Genomic DNA, 17341 nt, shown 5'->3' on the forward strand with positions numbered 1-17341 from the left:
TGAGGGAACCCCTTCGACTGAGGAAGGCGGCGACATGACCGACCCCAACGCCATCCAGCCGAGCGAGCTCGACCAGCTCCCGGACCGCGACCCTGAGGAGACCGCCGAATGGCAGGCCTCCCTGGACGCCGTCGCCAAGGCGGCCGGGCCGCACCGTGCCGCGTACCTGATGCGCCGCACGCTGGAGCGCGCCGAGGGCGCCGGCATCGCGCTGCCGAAGCTCCTCGAGACCGACTACGTCAACACCATCCCCACCGCCGCCGAGCCCGCCGTGGACGGTGACGAGGAGATGGAGGCCCGGATCACCGCGTGGAACCGCTGGAACGCGGCCGCGATGGTGACCCGGGGCAGCGCATACGGCGTCGGCGGCCACATCGCCACCTTCGCCTCCGCCGCCTGGCTGTACGAGACCGGCTTCAACCACTTCTTCCGGGGCAAGGAGGCCGACGGCTCGGGCGACCAGCTCTACATCCAGGGCCACGCCTCCCCCGGCATCTACGCCCGCGCCTTCCTCGACGGCCGCCTGAACGAGGACCACCTCGACAACTTCCGCCGCGAGGCGGGCGGCAACGGCCTCCCGTCGTACCCGCACCCACGCCGCCTGCCCTGGCTGTGGGAGTTCCCGACGGTGTCGATGGGCCTCGGTCCCCTCTCCGCCATCTACCAGGCGCGCTTCAACCGCTACCTCACCAACCGCGGCATCAAGGACACCTCCGGCTCGCACGTGTGGGCGTTCCTCGGCGACGGCGAGATGGACGAGCCCGAGTCGACGGCGGCCCTCACGCTCGCTGCCCGCGAGGAGCTGGACAACCTCACCTTCGTCATCAACTGCAACCTGCAGCGCCTCGACGGCCCGGTCCGCGCCAACTTCAAGATCGTGCAGGAGCTGGAGGCCCAGTTCCGCGGCGCCGGCTGGAACGTCGTCAAGACGCTGTGGGGCTCCGCCTGGGACGAGCTGTTCCAGCTCGACACCACGGGCGCTCTCGTACGCCGGCTGCGCGAGGTACCGGACGCGCAGATCCAGACGTACCAGACGCGCGACGCCGCCTACATCCGCCAGGACTTCTTCGGCGCCGACCCGGCGCTCGTGGAGATGGCGAAGCTGCTGAGCGACGACAAGATCCTCGAGTGCTTCCACGTCTCCCGTGGTGGCCACGAGCCGCGCAAGGTGTACGCCGCGTACAAGGCCGCGCTCGCCCACAAGGGCGCGCCGACCGTGATCCTGGCCCAGACGGTCAAGGGCCACACCCTCGGTGAGGGCTTCGCCTCCAAGAACGCCAACCACCAGATGAAGAAGCTGACGGTGGACGAGTTCAAGGCGATGCGCGACCTGCTCGACCTGCCGATCAAGGACAGCGACTTCGTCGACGGGGTCGTGCCCTACGGCCACCCCGGTGCCGACTCCCCCGAGGTCCGCTACCTCCAGGAGCGCCGCGCCGCCCTCGGCGGTCCGGCCCCGGCCCGCCGCGTCCACCCGGTCGCCCCGCTGCCCGCCCCGGCCGAGAAGGCGTTCGCCGCCTTCGACAAGGGCTCCGGCTCGCAGAACGTGGCCACCACCATGGCGTTCGTCCGCCTGGTCAAGGACCTGGTCCGCGACAAGGAGACCGGCAGGCGCTGGGTGCCGATCGTCCCGGACGAGGCGCGTACCTTCGGCATGGAGAGCCTGTTCCCCTCCCTCGGCATCTACTCGCCCAAGGGCCAGACCTACGAGCCGGTCGACCGCGACCAGCTGATGTACTACAAGGAGGCCAAGAACGGCCAGATCCTCAACGAGGGGATCACCGAGGCCGGTTCGATGGCCGACTTCATCGCCGCCTCCACGTCGTACGCGACGCACGGCGAGCCGATGATCCCGTTCTACATCTTCTACTCGATGTTCGGCTGGCAGCGCACGGCCGACCAGATGTGGCAGCTCGGCGACCAGCTCGGCCGCGGCTTCCTCATCGGCGCGACGGCCGGCCGCACCACGCTGACCGGTGAGGGCCTGCAGCACGCCGACGGCCACTCCCCCGTCATCGCCGCGACCAACCCGGCGGCGCTGACGTACGACCCGGCGTTCGCGTACGAGATCGCCGTCATCGTCAAGGACGGTCTGCGCCGGATGTACGGCGAGGCCGCCCCGGGTGAGGACCCGAACGTCTTCTACTACCTGACCGTCTACAACGAGCCGCTGCCGCAGCCCGCGAAGCCGCAGGGTCTCGGCATCGACGAGGGCATCGTCAAGGGCCTGTACCGCTTCAACACGGCGGAGTCGGCGGGCGTGACGGTGCCGGCGAACGCCCCGCGCATCCAGTTGCTCGGCTCCGGTACGGCGATCCACTGGGCGCTCAAGGCGCAGCGGCTGCTCGCCGAGGAGTGGGACGTGGCGGCCGACGTGTGGTCGGCGACGTCCTGGAGCGAGCTGCGCCGGGACGCGCTGGAGGCCGACGAGGCGCTGCTGCGCGGCGAGGAGCGGGTGCCGTTCGTCCGTCAGGCGCTCCAGGGCGCCGAGGGCCCGGTGCTGGCGGTCTCCGACTACATGCGCCAGGTCCCGGACCAGATCGCGCAGTGGGTGGAGCAGGACTACTCCTCGCTGGGCGCCGACGGCTTCGGCCTGTCGGACACCCGTGAGGCGGCCCGCCGCCACTTCGGCGTCGACGCCGAGTCGATCGTCGTCGCGGCCCTCGCCCAGCTCGCCCGGCGCGGCGAGGTCAAGGCGGCCGCGGTGAAGGAAGCGCGGGAGAAGTACGGCCTGTAGGAAGCCTGTGGGAACGGGCGTGTGGTGAAGGGGTACGGCGGCCGCCGTGCCCCTTCACTGTCAGTGGCGCCCGGCATGATGGCCGTATGCGTGCTGCCCGCCTGATCAAGATGGTGCTGCTCCTGCAGTCCCGGCCCGCCATGACCGCCGCCGAGCTGGCGCGCGAGCTGGAGGTGTCGGAGCGGACCGTCACGCGGGACGCGCAGGCGCTGTCGGAGGCGGGTGTGCCGGTGTACGCGGACCGGGGGCGGGCCGGCGGCTACCGGCTCATCGGCGGGTACCGGACGCGGCTGACGGGGCTGCACCGCAGTGAGGCGGAGGCGCTGTTCCTGTCCGGCGTGCCGGGGGCGCTGCGTGAGATGGGGCTGGAGGACGCGGCCTCGGCGGCCCGGCTGAAGGTGTCGGCGGCGCTGCTGCCCTCCCTGCGGGACGCCTCGAAGACGGCGGGCCAGCGGTTCCATCTGGACGCGCCGAACTGGTTCCGGGAGCCGAAGACGCCCGAGCTGCTGCCGGCCGTCGCGGACGCCGTGTGGGACGACCGGCGGATCACCGCGCGCTACCGGCGCGGCGAGAGCGAGGTGACACGCGAGCTGCAGCCGTACGGGCTCGTGCTCAAGGCGGGCGTCTGGTACCTGTGCGCGCGGGTCGCGGGCCACGCGTCCTTCCGGGTGTACCGGATCGACCGGTTCACGGCGGTGGACCCCGGCGAGGAGCGCTTCGAGCGCGACCGGGAGTTCGATCTGCCGGCGTTCTGGGAGGAGCGGGCCGAGCAGTTCGCGCGGTCCCTGCTGCGGGCGGAGGTCGTGGTGCGGCTGTCGGAGGCGGGGGCGCGCAGGCTGCCGTACGCCGTCGACGCGCTGTCCGCGCGGGAGGCGCTGGCCGCCGCGGGCGACCCGGACGGGGACGGGTGGGTGACGCTGACCCTCCCCGTGGAGTCCGAGGACGTCGCCCACACGCAGCTGGCGATGCTCGGGCCGGAGGTCGAGGTGCTGGCGCCGGAAAGTCTGCGCGAGCGTTTCGCTCGGGACGCGATACGGCTGGCGGCGCTCTACCGCGCCTGACAATCCCCCGCACTCCAGGTGCGTCCCTCTGCCCCAGGACCGATGCTGGAACGCGTGATGGACGAGACGGAGTTCTGGCAGCTGGTGGACGACGCCCGCGAGGCCGCCGACGGCGACCCCGAGGAGCAGGCCGACCTGCTCGTGGCGCGGCTTCTCGAGCTGGACCCGGAGTCGGTCCTGGACTTCGCCCGTCACTTCGAGTCCCGCTACAACCGCGCCTACCGCTGGGACCTGTGGGGCGCCGCCTGGGTGCTGCTCGACGGGGCGAGCGACGACGCCTTCGACTTCTTCCGGTGCTGGCTGATCGGGCAGGGCCGCGAGGTCTTCGAGGGCGCGCTGCACGACCCGGACTCACTCGCCGACCTCCTGGAGGACTTCGACGAGGAGATCGACGGCGACGGCGAGGAGCTCGGCTACGCGGCGGACGAGGCCTACGAGCAGCTCACCGGCACGGTCGCCCCCGACCTGGGCATCCCGCCCGCGCCCCCGGAACCGGAGGGGACACCCCTCGACCTGGAGGACGAGCGGCTGCTCGCCGAGCGGTATCCCCGGCTCTGGGAGCGGTTCCGGGGCTGACGCCGCACACCTTAGGCCGCCGTGCGCCTGCGGCTGCTGTCCGACGGGATGTACGCCTGCGTCTGGTCGGCCTTCACCGCGTGGTACGGCGGTGCCGCGTTGGCCTGGTCGAGGGCGGACGCGGTGACCGCGGCCGGTCCCAGGACGACGGTGGCGACCGCGCAGAGCACCGTCCACGGGCCGCGCACGGCCCCGGTCCAGGTGCGCGTCCTGTCTTCCTGCTTCCGCTCCCGCGTACGGCTGTCGCTGTTCATGTTCCTCACCTCCGGTCGGCTCGTGCCGACGACGGTAGGGCGCCGGGCTGGGAGGACCCTGCGGCCCGGCTGTGATGTCCCTGTGGGACGGGGCCCCGGCCCTGCAGCCGGGCCGCCAGCTCCCTGATCTCCGGGAGGCGGGCGTGCAGGGCGGCGCCCGGGCAGCTGGTCATGAAGGCCTCGTTGTGGCCCGCGAGGGCGGGCAGCGTGGCCGTGGTGCCGGACGCGTAGCGGCTGCGGCCGTTGCTGGAGACCAGCCGGACCTTCGCGCGCGGGTCGGTGCCGGACAGCCCGAGCTTCCAGGCGGCCAGCGCGGCGATGGCGCGGGTCATCGCGGGCGGCACGGGCACGCCCGCCGTGAAGGTGCCGATGGCGGCGATGCCCGCCGTGCGGTGGTTGAAGCCCTGGGTGTGGGCGCCGATGACCGGGCGGTCGACACCGCCGGCCCGGCCCTCGTAGACGGTGCCGCAGCGGTCGACGAGGAAGTTGTAGCCGATGTCGTCCCAGTCGCGGCTGCCGGTCTGGCCCGCGTACAGGTGCCGGACGATGCCGGGCGTGTCGGCGCAGTCGTAGCCGTTGGGCGAGTCGGTGTGGTGGACGAAGACGGCGACGACCTGGTCGTCGTAGCGCGGCGGCGGCTGGTCGCGGGCGGCGTCCCCCAACCAGGCCGATCTCGGCCGGATGGGCGGCCGCGGGGCGGTGTACGGGAGCGCGGAGCGGTCCGTGGCCGGGCGGGCGGAGGGCGCGGCGGCCCGTTCGACGCCGTACGCGCACAGCACCAGGGCGAGGGCGGCCGCGAGCCCCGGCAGACAGCCCAGCAGCGCCCGGACGGCACCCGGCGGGACGGGTATGCCGTGAACACCGCGTGGGCCGCGTACACCGCGTGGGCCGTGAACACCGCGCGTGCCGCGTATACCGCCGGTTGCACCGGGTATGCCAGGTATTCGGGCGTCGGGTGTGCCGGGGGCCCGGGGTGTGCGGCGCTTTCGCGCGCCCCGCGGTCGTCGGAAGACACGCATGGTCCCACTGTCGGCCGGATCCGGTCCGTCCGCGATGTGTGCTGTGCCACCCAGTGGAACCATCGTCCGGGTCCGCGACGTTTTTCCGAGTGCACGTGCGCGTGGCCGCATCCCGGCGATCACGCGCACGTGTGGCTGATCACCGGGCCCGTCCCCCACGTACTAAGGGGTCCGAGGAGAAAGGCGGCTTGCGTGGACCTGCTCGACATCCTGCTGTTGCTGGTCATCCTGGCCTACGCGGCGTCCGGCTACCGGCGCGGGCTGGTGGCCGGCTGCGTCTCGCTCGCCGGTTTCGTGGGCGGTGCGGTCGTCGGCGTGTGGATCCTGCCGTGGGTGATGGAGTCGGTCGAGCCGGGGACGACGGCGGCGACGGTGACGGCGGTGTTCACGGTGCTGCTGCCGGCGGTGGTGGGCCACGAGCTGGCGGGGCGGCTGGCCCTGCGGCTGCGGCGGGAGCTGGACCGGGGGCCGCTCAGGGTGGCGGACGGGATCGGCGGGGCCGTGGCCAACGCGGCGGCCGTGCTGATCGTGGCGTGGGTGGCCGCGAGCGTCCTGGGCGCGTCCTCGTCCCCGCTGGTCACCTCGGCCATACGGGACTCGCGACTGCTCGGGACCGTGCAGCAGACGATGCCGGACACCACCCCGGCCTGGTTCTCCCGGGCCACGTCGGCGCTGACGCAGGCGGGCTTCCCGCAGGTCTTCAACCCCTTCGAGAACGAGTCGACCGCCGAGGTCGCCCGGCCCACCGGCGACAGCGTCACGCCGGCCGCCACGAACGCCGCCAAGCTCAGCACGGTGAAGGTCGAGGGCGTGGCCGGCACCCAGGGCCGCGAGGGCAGCGGTTTCGTGTACGCGCCGGAGCGGGTGATGACCAACGCGCACGTGGTGGCGGGCATCGACGAGCCGACCGTGCAGGTCGGCGGGGTCGGGCGGTCGTACGAGGCGCGGGTGGTGCTCTTCGACCCGGAGAAGGACGTGGCGGTGCTCTACGTGCCCGGTCTCCAAGCACCCGTGCTGCGCTTCGACGACAGCGCCGAGCGGGGCGAGCAGGCGGTCGTCGCGGGCTATCCGCAGGACGGCGACCTGAACCTGCAGGCGGCCACGGTCGCCAACCGAATGCGGGCCACCGGCCAGAACATCTACAACGACGGGACGGTCACCCGCGAGATCTACTCGATCCGCTCCACCGTGCGCCCCGGCAACTCCGGCGGCCCGCTGCTGACCACCGACGGCCGGGTGTACGGCGTGGTCTTCGCCCGCTCCACCTCGGACGCCGAGACGGGTTACGTCCTGACGGCGGCCGAGGTCGCCTCCGACGCGGAGCGCGCGGCCGACGCGACGGCGCCGGTGGGCACCGGGGACCTGGTCACGTCGTAACGCGTACCGGGCTTACAGGAACATCCCCATGAGCACGTCGTCGACGTAGGTACCGCCGACGTGGAACTCCTCCGGCAGGACGCCCTCCGTGACGAACCCCTCCGACTCGTAGAGCTTGCGGGCCGGGGTGTTGTGGCCGAGGACGCGCAGGGTGAGCCGTCGCGCCCCCTGCCGCCGGGCCTCGTCGCGCGCCGCCCGCAGCAGCGTCCGCCCGACGCCCGCCCCCCGCGCCTCCTCGGCGACGACGAGGCCCTGGATCTGGCGGACGTGGGTGTTGGAGGCCAGCGGCGTCGGGAAGCCCAGCTTGACGAAGCCGACGACAGCGCCGTCGAGCTCGGCGACCAGGTAGTCGCGCGGCCCGGACCGCTCGCTGAAGAAGGGCTCGTACGGCGGCTCGGGGCGGGGCTGGACCGAGTGCAGCGGGGACCACGTGTCGCGGTCGAGGCGCCCCAGCATTTCCTCGTCTTCAGGCCGTGCCTGACGTATGTGCGAAACCGGCATGACGGCCACCCTATGACGTCCGGCAGGAGCGCCCAACGGGGTTTTCGTGCGGTCACCCGGCAGGATTGACCGCATGCAACGTTCGCGAATCGCGGTGGCCGGCGCCTCCGGTCTCATCGGCAGCGCCCTGGTGCGGTCCCTGACCGCGGACGGGCACGAGGTGGTGCGCCTGGTGCGCGGTGCGCCCCGCACGGCGGACGAGGTCCGCTGGGATCCCGAGGGCGGGTCCGTTGACGCGGCCGGGCTCGCCGGGTGCGACGCCGTGGTGAACCTGGCGGGGGCCGGGATCGGCAACCGCCGCTGGACGCAGGCCTACAAGGCGCGGATCCGCGCCAGCCGGGTGCACGGCACGGCGGCGCTCGCCGGGGTCCTCGCCTCGCTGGACGAGCGCGAGCGGCCGCGGGTCTTCGTGAACGGCAGCGCGATCGGCTACTACGGCGAGACCGGCGACCGGGCCGTCGACGAGAGCGCCCCCGCGGGCGAGGGCTTCCTGCCGGAGCTGTGCGTGGAATGGGAGGAGGCCGCGGCGCCCGCCCAGGAAGCGGGCGTACGAACGGTGTTCACCCGGACCGGGCTGGTGGTGTCCCGCAGGGGCGGCGCCTGGGGACGGCTGTTCCCGCTGTTCAAGGCGGGGCTGGGCGGGCGGATGGGCGACGGGCGGCAGTACTGGTCGTTCATCGCGCTGCACGACGAGATCGCCGCGATCCGGCACCTCATCGACCGCGACGACCTGTCCGGGCCGTTCAACCTCACCGCCCCGCAGCCGCTGACGAACCGTGAGATCACCGAGGCCATGGGCCGGGTACTGCGCCGGCCGACGCTGTTCACCGTCCCCGCGCCCGTCCTGCGGGCCGTGCTCGGCGAGTTGGCCGGGGACGTGCTCGGCAGTGCGCGGGTGCTGCCGACGCGGCTGCTGGAGTCGGGCTTCCGGTTCGCGTTCCCGGACATCGAGGGAGCGATTCGTGCGGCGCTGCGGTAGCCGAGGGACCGTATGCGACCGTCGTGCGACCGTGCCCTGTTCATGCGCTGACTCCTCCTGACCGATCACGGCCCTACCCTCGACCAGAACTCGGGAATCCCTGGAGCGGGTCGGGGGCATCACGTCTCCAGCGCCCGCGCAACCTCGAGGAGGGGCACGTGCTTGAGCCCGCGTATCAGGCCGACGTCGTCGTCGTGGGGGCCGGGGTCGCCGGACTCTCGGCGGCGCATCGGCTGGCCAGCGCAGGAGTGACGACCGTGGTGCTGGAGGCCGCCCATGGCGTGGGCGGCCGGATGGCGACCGAGAAGGTCGACGGCTTCCGGCTCGACAGAATCGGCCAGTTGCTGTCGATGCCCTCGATGGCATATCCCGATCTACGGCTCACACCGGGCCTCGACGGACTCGTACTGCGCCCCTTCGCGCCCGGTGTCCTGCTGCACAGCGACGGCCGCCACCACCGCGCGGGCGCCCAAGCGGGCGCAGGGGGCGCACGAGGCGCGCTCCACGCTGTGCGCGCTCTGGCGAGCGCCCCGAGGCCGCCGTCCGCGCCCCGGCCGTCCAGGAGGCCGGCGGCCGTGCCCGGGCGGCCGGTGTCGGTGCCCAGGAGCCGGGCCGGGGCTCCGCTGGGCACGGGCCTGGACCAGGCCCGCCTCGGCGCCGCGCTGACCCGGCTCGCGGGCACCCCGGTCGAGCGGCTGCTGGCCCGCCCGGAGCTGCCGGCCGGAGCGGCCCTGGCGGCCCGCGGTCTGCCCGCCCGCACCATCGACGGCTTCCTGCGTCCGCTGCTCGCGGCCCTGCTGTGCGACCCGGACCTCACCACGTCCAGCCGCTGCGCGGACCTGGCGCTGCGGGCCTTCGCGAGCGGTCGGCTGTGCCTGCCGGAGGGCGGCGCCGAGGCCCTGCCGGAGCTGCTGGCGCGCACCCTGCCACCGGGCACCGTGCACACCGGGGTCCGGGCCACCGCCGTCTCCACGACCTCCGTGACCACCGCCGAGCACGGCGAGATCCGCTGCCGGGCCGTGCTGCTGGCCACCGACGCCCGGGCCGCCGCCGAGCTGTTGCCCGGCCTGCGGGTCCCGGACTTCCACCCGGTGACGGTGGTCCACCACACTACGGACGAGCCGCCCGCGACCGGCGCGTCCCTGCTGCTCGACGCCGACCGGGGCGGCCCGGTCGCGCACACGGCGGTGGTCAGCCGCGTCGACCCGTCCCGCGCCCCGGCGGGCCGGTCGCTTGTCTCCTCGACGGTCCTCGGCCCGCCGCCACCCGACCTCGATACCGCCGTACGCAGGCACCTGGCCCGCCTGTACGGCACCTCGACCGCACGCTGGGAGACCCTCGCGGTGCATCACACCGCCGCGGCCGTCCCCGCCATGCGGCCGCCGCACGACCTGCGCCGCCCGGTACGGCTGCTGGCGGGCCTGTACGTGTGCGGCGACCACCGGGACACGAGCACGGTGCAGGGCGCGCTGCACTCGGGGCACCGGGCGTCGGCGGCGATCCTGGCGGATCTGGGGGCGAAGGGCTCGATGCACGTGGCGGATCCCCTGCCGACGGCACGGGCGGCCTAGGCCCTGGCGTCAAACTCCCGCCTGCTCCGCGACGCCATGCACGCACTCTCGCCGCACCGGGCCCCGGCCCAAGTACATCCAGTACGTGGGCCAAGTCCCGGCACGCCGAGAGCACGCACCTGACGCCGCGGAGCCCGCCCTCCGGGCGGACGACGGGAGTTCGACGACAGGGCCTAGCCGAGCGCAGCGACCTTGTCCCGGTAACTGCGCACCGGCGCCGCGTCCTTGTAAGGTTCCAGCCGCCGCTCGAAGTCCCGGACGTACTCCACCGCCCGCACCGACCGCATCTCCGCCGCCTGTCCGGCCGCCTCGGCGGCCAGCTGGCAGGCCTGGTCGAGTTCGCCGAGGCCGAGGCGGGCGGTGGCCAGGACGACCCGGCAGAACAGGCGGCTGCGGGCGTAGGAGGGCGCGCGCAGTTGCAGCGAGCGTTCCGCGTGCTGCGCGGCGGCGCGGAACTGCTGCAGGTCCCGGTGGCAGTGCCCGAACTCGTCGGCGAGCTGCGCCTCGTCGAAGAACCGCGCCCAGTACGGGACCTCGTCCCCGGGCCGGGCGGTGTCCAGGGCGCGCTCGGCCCGGACCAGCGCGGCGGTGCACGCCCGCACCTCCCCCAGCACGCCGTGCCCGCGCGCCTCGGCCGCGTGCAGCAGTGCCTGCACGACCGGCGGCACGGAGGTCCCGACGCCCTGCTGCGCCACGCGCGCGAGCTGCACGGCCTCCCGGCCGTGGCCGAGGTAGACGGCCTGCCGGCTCATGGTGACCAGCACGTACGCGCCGTACGCCCGGTCCCCGGCGGCCTGCGCGAGCCTGAGCGCCTGCACGAAGTAGCGCTGGGCGAGGCCGTGCGCGGCGATGTCGTACGACGTCCAGCCCGCGAGCCGGGTCAGGTCGGCGGCGGCCGCGAACAGACGGCGGCCGGTCTGTTCGCCGTAGGTGCCGCGCAGCATCGGCTCGCACTCGTGCTCCAGGTAGCGCACGAGGGCCTGGCGGGCGTGGCCGCCGCCGTAGGCGTCGTCGAGGGTGCGGAACAGCTCGCCCACCGAGCGCAGGGCGGCGATGTCGCCGGCGGTGACCCGCTGGCCGGGCCCGCGTTCGGCCGGGCCGCGCCGGCCGAACGGGGACGCCCCCGGTTCGGTGGGAGCAGGGAACCTGGCGACGGCCGGCTCGGCCGCGCGCTTCTGGGCCGGGACGCGGGCGGCGGGCGGCTCGCCGCGGGCCACCCGCTCGTCGGGGCGGCCGATCAGCCAGTCCCGGCTGGGCACGACCAGCCCGGCCGGGGTGAAGGCGATCTTGCGCAGCTCGGCGTGGCTGCCGGAGTCCTTGCGCCACAGCCCGCTGACGATGTCGACGGCCTCTTCCGGGGTGGCGGCGAACTCCAGCCCCGCGTAGACGGGCGCGCAGGCGTCCAGGCCGAGGTCCTGGGCGGTCAGACGGCGGCCGAGGCGGCGGGTGAAGACCTCGGCGATGAGCGCGGGCGTGGTGCCTCGCGGCTGCTGCCCGCGCAGCCAGCGGGTGACGGATGTCTTGTCGTATCTCAGGTCCAGCCCGTGTTCGAGACCGAGCTGGTCCACCCGACGGGCGAGTCCCGCGTTGGAGAACCCCGCTTCTGCGATGAGCGCGGCGAGCTGGCGGTTGGGGGTGCGCTGCGCGGGTCGTTCCGTCATCTGTGGTGCGGTCTCCTGCCTTCCGGGCGTGTGACGTGCCGGGATTGCCTGTGAGCAGCCCTTACGGCCTAGTGGACGGCGCGAATGTAGCGGAGAGTAAGCACACGATCGCACACTTCCCCAGGCATTCATCCGATCGTGTGAGGATTGACCGCGAAGCTGACGAGTGACGGCCGGACGCGTGACGGTCCGGGGGCGGTCGTACAGTGGCGTAGGCGCGTTTCGTGCCTTACGACCTTCTAGGGAGGCGCTTGCCGTGAGTGAGTTGCGGTTCGTCCGGATGGGTTTCGGTGCCGAGGCCGTGGACTACCAGGTGGCCTGGGACGAGCAGCGCCGGGTGCACGCGGCACGGTTCGCCGACGAGGTGCCCGACACCGTACTGCTCCTGGAACACCCGCCGGTCTACACGGCGGGCCGCCGCACGGCGGAGAACGAGCGCCCCCTCGACGGCACCCCGGTCATCGACGTGGACCGCGGCGGCAAGATCACCTGGCACGGCCCGGGCCAGCTGGTGGGCTATCCGATCCAGAAGCTGCCCCGCCCGGTGGACGTCGTGGCGCATGTACGCCGCCTGGAAGAGGCCCTCATCCGCACCTGCGCGGAGTTCGGCCTGGAAACCACCCGCGTCGAGGGCCGCAGCGGGGTCTGGGTGCTCGGCGACCCGATCGAGCAGCGCACCTCGCTCGGCGGCCTGGCCCTGGACTTCGACCCCCGCCTGAACGACGAGGAGTTCGACCCGCGCCTCAACGGCCCGGAGTACGCCCCCTCCAACGCGGGCCAGCGCCGCGAGGACCGCAAGATCGCCGCGATCGGCATCCGGGTCGCCAAGGGCGTCACCATGCACGGCTTCGCCCTGAACGTGAACCCCGACAACCAGTGGTTCGACCGGATCATCCCGTGCGGCATCCGCGACGCGGGCGTGACGTCCCTGGCCAACGAACTGGGCCGGGACGTGACGATCGCCGAGGTGCTGCCGGTGGTGGAGCGGCACCTGCGGGACGTGCTGGAGAACGCGGAGCTGAAGCCACGGGAGATCGAGAGGGCCCCGGCGTAGGGAATGCACCCCCGCGGTCGGGGGTTGGCCCACGCGCAGGGCCGTACACACCACGGGCGTACCCTGGTGTACGCCGAAGAATCGAAGCTAGGGAGCCGACGTGTCCGCAGTCGCACCCGACGGACGCAAGATGCTGCGCCTGGAGGTCCGCAACAGCCAGACCCCCATCGAGCGCAAGCCCGAGTGGATCAAGACCCGGGCGAAAATGGGTCCCGAGTACACCAAGATGCAGAACCTCGTCAAAAGCGAGGGCCTGCACACGGTCTGCCAGGAAGCCGGCTGCCCCAACATCTACGAGTGCTGGGAGGACCGCGAGGCGACCTTCCTCATCGGCGGCGACCAGTGCACCCGGCGCTGCGACTTCTGCCAGATCGACACCGGCAAGCCCGAGGCGCTCGACCGCGACGAGCCGCGCCGCGTGGGCGAGTCCGTGGTCACCATGGACCTGAACTACGCCACCATCACCGGCGTCGCCCGCGACGACCTGGAGGACGGTGGCGCCTGGCTGTACGCCGAGACGGTCCGCCAGATCCACCGGCAGACGGCGAACCGCGAGGGCGGCCGTACGAAGGTGGAGCTGCTGGCCCCCGACTTCAACGCGGTTCCGGAGCAGCTGGAGGAGGTCTTCTCCTCGCGCCCCGAGGTCTTCGCGCACAACGTCGAGACGGTCCCGCGGATCTTCAAGCGGATCCGCCCCGGCTTCCGCTACGACCGCTCGCTGAAGGTCATCACGGCCGCCCGCGACTACGGCCTGGTCACCAAGTCCAATCTGATCCTCGGCATGGGCGAGACCCGCGAGGAGGTCAGCGACGCCCTCAAGCAGCTGCACGACGCCGGCTGCGAGCTGGTGACCATCACGCAGTACCTGCGCCCGTCCGTGCGCCACCACCCGGTGGAGCGCTGGGTGAAGCCGCAGGAGTTCGTGGAGCTGAAGGAGGAGGCCGAGCAGATCGGCTTCTCCGGCGTGATGTCCGGCCCGCTCGTGCGGTCCTCGTACCGCGCCGGGCGGCTGTACCAGATGGCCGTCGAGAAGCGCGGGACGTACGTCGCGGCGCAGGCCGTCTGACACACCGTCACCCGCCTTGCCCCTACGGGGCTCCGGCATGCGTGTGAATTCGCGCACAAGAACCTACTCGCCGGTAGTGGCCGAGAAGGCGCGGCTCTGACCGTCCTCGCAGATGAGGGCGCATGTCAGGGCCGCGTCGGCGTTTCAGGCCCGAGCACCAAGGTTTCATGGGCGTTTGACCGGTCGGTCACGCCCTGGTAACACCAATCAGTGACGTTGGAATCACGCCACGTACACCCGTACCCGAAGTCGTACCGAGGGGGGACCTCAACGATGCAGGCCGCGCCCGTTCGCGCCACAGCGATCCCGTCGTTCACCACCGCACTGCGTGCCGTCGAGTCGCTGCTCATGAGCGGCGGCCAGCGCACCGCCCGCCGCAACGCCTGGACCTCCGTCCTGGAGGACCGGCGTCGCGCCAAGGACCGGGTCGAGGCCCAGCGCGTCCTCGAGCAGACCCTGTCCGCCCGCCCCTGAGGGGCTCCGCCCCCGGCCCCGCGGGCACTGCCGTCGTCCGCGCTTGTGCGGCCACGTAGACTTCGGGGCATGGCGAGGAAGGAAACTGCAGCGGACGCTGCGAACCCCGGGCGACTGAAGCAGATCGCCCTGACCTACAAGATGACCCGCAGGGCCGACAAGAAGATCGGTCTTGTACTCGCGGCTGTCGGCATCAGCGTCTTCGGTGTCCTCCTCGCGATCGGTTTCTTGATCGGTCACCCCATCTATCTCGGCATCCTGGGCCTCCTGCTCGCCTTCCTCGCGACGGCGATCGTCTTCGGGCGCCGGGCCGAGCGAGCGGCCTTCGGGCAGATGGAGGGCCAGCCGGGCGCCGCCGCGGCGGTGCTCGACAACATCGGCCGGGGCTGGACGACGACCCCCGCGGTGGCGATGAACCGCAACCAGGACGTGGTGCACCGCGCGGTCGGCAAGGCCGGCATCGTGCTGGTCGCCGAGGGCAACCCGAACCGGGTGAAGTCCCTGCTCGCCGCCGAGAAGAAGAAGATGAACCGGATCGTCGCCGACGTCCCGGTGCACGACCTGATCGTGGGAACCGGCGAGGGCCAGGTCGAGCTGAAGAAGCTGCGCACCACCATGCTGAAGCTGCCGCGCGTGCTGACCGGTCCGCAGGTCACCGCGACCAACGACCGGCTGCGCGCCCTGGGCGACCTGATGAGCAACATGCCGCTGCCGAAGGGCCCGATGCCGAAGGGCATGAAGCTGCCGAAGGGCGGGCCGAGGGCCCGCTGACCCGACCCGCACACGCGGAACCCGCATACGCGGAAGGGGCGCCCGGATCACTCTCCGGGCGCCCCTTCGTCGTCATGCGGGCCGCCCTGTGTGCGGGTCTCTGTGTCGCGTCCGCTAGATGCGGACCTCGACCGTGCGGGCCAGCCGGTCGTGCAGACCGCGTCCGTCGCGGTCCCAGATCAGGGCGGGGATCGCGAGGCACAGCAGGACCGAGCGCAGCAGGGCGCGCAGCGGGTTGACGGTGCCCGTGTCGAGGGTGAGCACCCGCAGCCCGAAGAGGCGCTTGCCGGGAGTGAAGCCGACCGTACCGACCGTGAGGACGCTCAGTACGAAGAAGATGAGCAGTGCCCAGTTGCTGGTCGCCTGGTTGTAGCCGTGCGTGATGAGACCGTATGCGATCAAGAGGCACAGACCCCAGTCCACGGCCAGGGCGCCGAGCCGTCGGCCGGGGCGGGCGATCGAACCCGGTCCCTGCTCCGGGAGACCGAGCCGCTCGCCCCGGTATCCGAAGTCGGCACCGGCGTCTTCCATGGCCGCGCGCGGCCCGGAAAGCCACGATCCGATTGCTTGCCTGTTGTCCACCCGTCCACGGTACTGCGCCCGTAAATGACCGGGGGACGCCGGGGTCGGTCGGAGCTACCGTGGGAGGTGAGCCGGTTAACTTGTGCGAAACAAATGGGTCACGCCCGAGAAATCACCCGTCCCTAGGGTCGAGAACAGCGTGTGCCACCGCACTGGCCGCACGAACGATCTACCACCCCGGCGGGACGGTCGGGAGTAGGAGGAGCTGGATGTTCCAGAACGCCGACGAGGCCAAGAAGTTCATCGCGGACGAGGACGTCAAGTTCATCGACGTCCGCTTCTGCGACCTCCCGGGCGTGATGCAGCACTTCACGGTGCCTGCTGAGGCGTTCGACCCGGACGACGAGCTCGCCTTCGACGGCTCCTCGATCCGCGGCTTCCAGGCCATTCACGAGTCCGACATGGCGCTGCGCGCGGACCTGTCGACCGCCCGGGTCGACCCGTTCCGCCGGGACAAGACGCTGAACATCAACTTCTTCATCCACGACCCGATCACGGGGGAGCAGTACTCCCGTGACCCGCGCAACGTGGCGAAGAAGGCCGAGGCCTACCTCGCGTCCACCGGGATCGCCGACACGGCGTACTTCGGTCCCGAGGCCGAGTTCTACGTCTTCGACAGCGTCCGCTTCTCGACCAGCGCGAACGAGTCCTTCTACCACATCGACTCCGAGGCCGGTGCCTGGAACACCGGTGCCCTGGAGGACAACCGCGGTTACAAGGTCCGTTACAAGGGCGGCTACTTCCCGGTCCCGCCGGTCGACCACTTCGCCGACCTGCGCGCCGAGATCACCCTGGAGCTGGACAAGGCCGGCCTGAAGGTCGAGCGCCAGCACCACGAGGTGGGCACCGCCGGCCAGGCCGAGATCAACTACAAGTTCAACACGCTGCTCGCCGCCGCCGACGACCTCCAGCTCTTCAAGTACATCGTGAAGAACGTCGCCTGGCGCAACGGCAAGACGGCGACCTTCATGCCGAAGCCGATCTTCGGTGACAACGGCTCGGGCATGCACGTCCACCAGTCGCTGTGGGCGAACGGCGACCCGCTGTTCTACGACGAGCAGGGCTACGCCGGCCTGTCGGACACCGCCCGCTACTACATCGGCGGCATCCTCAAGCACGCCCCGTCGCTGCTGGCCTTCACCAACCCGACGGTGAACTCGTACCACCGCCTGGTGCCGGGCTTCGAGGCGCCGGTCAACCTGGTGTACTCGCAGCGCAACCGCTCCGCGGCCATGCGTATCCCGATCACCGGCTCGAACCCGAAGGCCAAGCGCGTCGAGTTCCGTGCCCCGGACTCCTCCGGCAACCCGTACCTGGCGTTCTCCGCGCTGCTGCTGGCGGGCCTGGACGGCATCAAGAACAAGATCGAGCCGGCCGAGCCGATCGACAAGGACCTGTACGAGCTGGCTCCCGAGGAGCACGCGGGCGTCCCGCAGGTCCCGACCTCCCTGTCGGCCGTCCTCGACTCCCTCGAGGCCGACCACGAGTTCCTGCTCCAGGGCGACGTGTTCACCGCCGACCTGATCGAGACCTGGATCGACTACAAGCGCGCGAACGAGATCGCTCCGCTGCAGCTGCGTCCGCACCCGCACGAGTTCGAGCTCTACTTCGACGTGTGATCCCCGTGTGACCGACCCGGCTCACCGCGTTTCGGGGCC

The 17341-nt window shown here is 72.0% G+C and carries 16 protein-coding genes; 11 read left to right on the forward strand and 5 right to left on the reverse strand.

Features of this window, described 5'->3' with window-relative positions; all coding sequences use genetic code 11:
- The first annotated feature begins 34 nt into the window (after positions 1-34).
- The 3 genes from aceE (at position 35) to ACYVMZ_RS01640 (ending at position 4374) form a co-directional block, all read left to right on the forward strand.
- Entirely contained in the window at positions 35-2737 is a 2703-nt protein-coding gene (gene aceE, locus ACYVMZ_RS01630; protein ID WP_461074609.1) for a pyruvate dehydrogenase (acetyl-transferring), homodimeric type, read from the forward strand.
- 86 nt (positions 2738-2823) lie between these two features.
- Positions 2824-3798 (forward strand): helix-turn-helix transcriptional regulator, encoded by a 975-nt coding sequence (locus ACYVMZ_RS01635; protein ID WP_461074611.1) that lies wholly within the window; start codon positions 2824-2826, stop codon positions 3796-3798.
- A gap of 57 nt (positions 3799-3855) precedes the next feature.
- Positions 3856-4374 carry a DUF4240 domain-containing protein gene (locus tag ACYVMZ_RS01640; RefSeq protein WP_461076287.1) on the forward strand — a complete coding sequence of 173 codons (519 nt, stop codon included), beginning with the start codon at positions 3856-3858 and terminating at the stop codon, positions 4372-4374.
- Between the two features lie 11 nt (positions 4375-4385).
- On the opposite strand, the gene ACYVMZ_RS01645 is transcribed toward ACYVMZ_RS01640, so the two are convergent.
- Both ACYVMZ_RS01645 and ACYVMZ_RS01650 read right to left on the reverse strand, forming a co-directional pair.
- The gene (locus ACYVMZ_RS01645; protein WP_461074613.1) at positions 4386-4628 is read right to left on the reverse strand and encodes a hypothetical protein; all 243 of its coding nucleotides are present in this window, start codon (positions 4626-4628) and stop codon (positions 4386-4388) included.
- 5 nt (positions 4629-4633) lie between these two features.
- Positions 4634-5437: a peptidoglycan recognition protein family protein gene (locus tag ACYVMZ_RS01650; protein ID WP_461076289.1), complete on the reverse strand. Its 804-nt coding sequence runs from the start codon at positions 5435-5437 to the stop codon at positions 4634-4636.
- Between the two features lie 402 nt (positions 5438-5839).
- Between ACYVMZ_RS01650 and ACYVMZ_RS01655 the strand changes: the two genes are divergently transcribed.
- Entirely contained in the window at positions 5840-7024 is a 1185-nt protein-coding gene (locus ACYVMZ_RS01655; protein WP_461074615.1) for a MarP family serine protease, read from the forward strand.
- A gap of 12 nt (positions 7025-7036) precedes the next feature.
- On the opposite strand, the gene ACYVMZ_RS01660 is transcribed toward ACYVMZ_RS01655, so the two are convergent.
- On the reverse strand, positions 7037-7525 hold the full coding sequence (locus tag ACYVMZ_RS01660; protein ID WP_461074617.1) for a GNAT family N-acetyltransferase: 489 nt from the start codon (positions 7523-7525) through the stop codon (positions 7037-7039).
- Between the two features lie 73 nt (positions 7526-7598).
- On the opposite strand from ACYVMZ_RS01660, the gene ACYVMZ_RS01665 reads away from it, so the two are divergent.
- Complete coding sequence (locus tag ACYVMZ_RS01665) at positions 7599-8504, forward strand: TIGR01777 family oxidoreductase (protein WP_461074619.1); 906 nt, start codon at positions 7599-7601, stop codon at positions 8502-8504.
- A gap of 158 nt (positions 8505-8662) precedes the next feature.
- Positions 8663-10075, forward strand: a complete 1413-nt coding sequence (locus ACYVMZ_RS01670) for an NAD(P)/FAD-dependent oxidoreductase (RefSeq protein WP_461074621.1) — start codon at positions 8663-8665, stop codon at positions 10073-10075.
- Between the two features lie 173 nt (positions 10076-10248).
- Here the strand turns inward: ACYVMZ_RS01670 and ACYVMZ_RS01675 are convergent, their stop codons facing one another.
- Complete coding sequence (locus ACYVMZ_RS01675) at positions 10249-11736, reverse strand: regulator (protein ID WP_461074623.1); 1488 nt, start codon at positions 11734-11736, stop codon at positions 10249-10251.
- A 256-nt stretch (positions 11737-11992) separates the two neighbouring features.
- Here ACYVMZ_RS01675 and lipB point away from each other — a divergent pair, with 256 nt between their 5' ends.
- From lipB to ACYVMZ_RS01695, 4 genes are all read left to right on the forward strand, one after another.
- Positions 11993-12790, forward strand: coding sequence for a lipoyl(octanoyl) transferase LipB (gene lipB, locus ACYVMZ_RS01680; RefSeq protein WP_461074625.1), 798 nt, complete (start codon positions 11993-11995; stop codon positions 12788-12790).
- Between the two features lie 100 nt (positions 12791-12890).
- Positions 12891-13856: a lipoyl synthase gene (gene lipA, locus ACYVMZ_RS01685; RefSeq protein ID WP_461074627.1), complete on the forward strand. Its 966-nt coding sequence runs from the start codon at positions 12891-12893 to the stop codon at positions 13854-13856.
- Between the two features lie 273 nt (positions 13857-14129).
- Entirely contained in the window at positions 14130-14330 is a 201-nt protein-coding gene (locus ACYVMZ_RS01690) for an SCO2195 family GlnR-regulated protein (RefSeq protein ID WP_461074629.1), read from the forward strand.
- A gap of 69 nt (positions 14331-14399) precedes the next feature.
- Complete coding sequence (locus ACYVMZ_RS01695) at positions 14400-15101, forward strand: DUF4191 domain-containing protein (protein WP_461074631.1); 702 nt, start codon at positions 14400-14402, stop codon at positions 15099-15101.
- A gap of 114 nt (positions 15102-15215) precedes the next feature.
- Here the strand turns inward: ACYVMZ_RS01695 and ACYVMZ_RS01700 are convergent, their stop codons facing one another.
- Positions 15216-15683 (reverse strand): RDD family protein, encoded by a 468-nt coding sequence (locus ACYVMZ_RS01700; protein ID WP_461074633.1) that lies wholly within the window; start codon positions 15681-15683, stop codon positions 15216-15218.
- Positions 15684-15892: 209 nt separating this feature from the next.
- Here ACYVMZ_RS01700 and glnA point away from each other — a divergent pair, with 209 nt between their 5' ends.
- Positions 15893-17302, forward strand: a complete 1410-nt coding sequence (gene glnA / locus ACYVMZ_RS01705; protein ID WP_461074635.1) for a type I glutamate--ammonia ligase — start codon at positions 15893-15895, stop codon at positions 17300-17302.
- Positions 17303-17341 lie beyond the last annotated feature (39 nt).

It is taken from the genome of Streptomyces deserti (assembly GCF_054782695.1).

Excerpts from the sequence above, each read along its gene's own strand:
- aceE (WP_461074609.1), top strand. The coding sequence starts at position 35 with ATGACCGACCCCAACGCCATCCAGCCGAGCGAGCTCGACCAGCTCCCG.
- glnA (WP_461074635.1), top strand. The coding sequence starts at position 15,893 with ATGTTCCAGAACGCCGACGAGGCCAAGAAGTTCATCGCGGACGAGGAC.
- ACYVMZ_RS01660 (WP_461074617.1), bottom strand. The coding sequence starts at position 7,525 with ATGCCGGTTTCGCACATACGTCAGGCACGGCCTGAAGACGAGGAAATG.
- ACYVMZ_RS01635 (WP_461074611.1), top strand. The coding sequence starts at position 2,824 with ATGCGTGCTGCCCGCCTGATCAAGATGGTGCTGCTCCTGCAGTCCCGG.
- ACYVMZ_RS01690 (WP_461074629.1), top strand. The coding sequence starts at position 14,130 with ATGCAGGCCGCGCCCGTTCGCGCCACAGCGATCCCGTCGTTCACCACC.
- ACYVMZ_RS01675 (WP_461074623.1), bottom strand. The coding sequence starts at position 11,736 with ATGACGGAACGACCCGCGCAGCGCACCCCCAACCGCCAGCTCGCCGCG.
- ACYVMZ_RS01640 (WP_461076287.1), top strand. The coding sequence starts at position 3,856 with ATGGACGAGACGGAGTTCTGGCAGCTGGTGGACGACGCCCGCGAGGCC.
- ACYVMZ_RS01665 (WP_461074619.1), top strand. The coding sequence starts at position 7,599 with ATGCAACGTTCGCGAATCGCGGTGGCCGGCGCCTCCGGTCTCATCGGC.
- ACYVMZ_RS01695 (WP_461074631.1), top strand. The coding sequence starts at position 14,400 with ATGGCGAGGAAGGAAACTGCAGCGGACGCTGCGAACCCCGGGCGACTG.
- ACYVMZ_RS01645 (WP_461074613.1), bottom strand. The coding sequence starts at position 4,628 with ATGAACAGCGACAGCCGTACGCGGGAGCGGAAGCAGGAAGACAGGACG.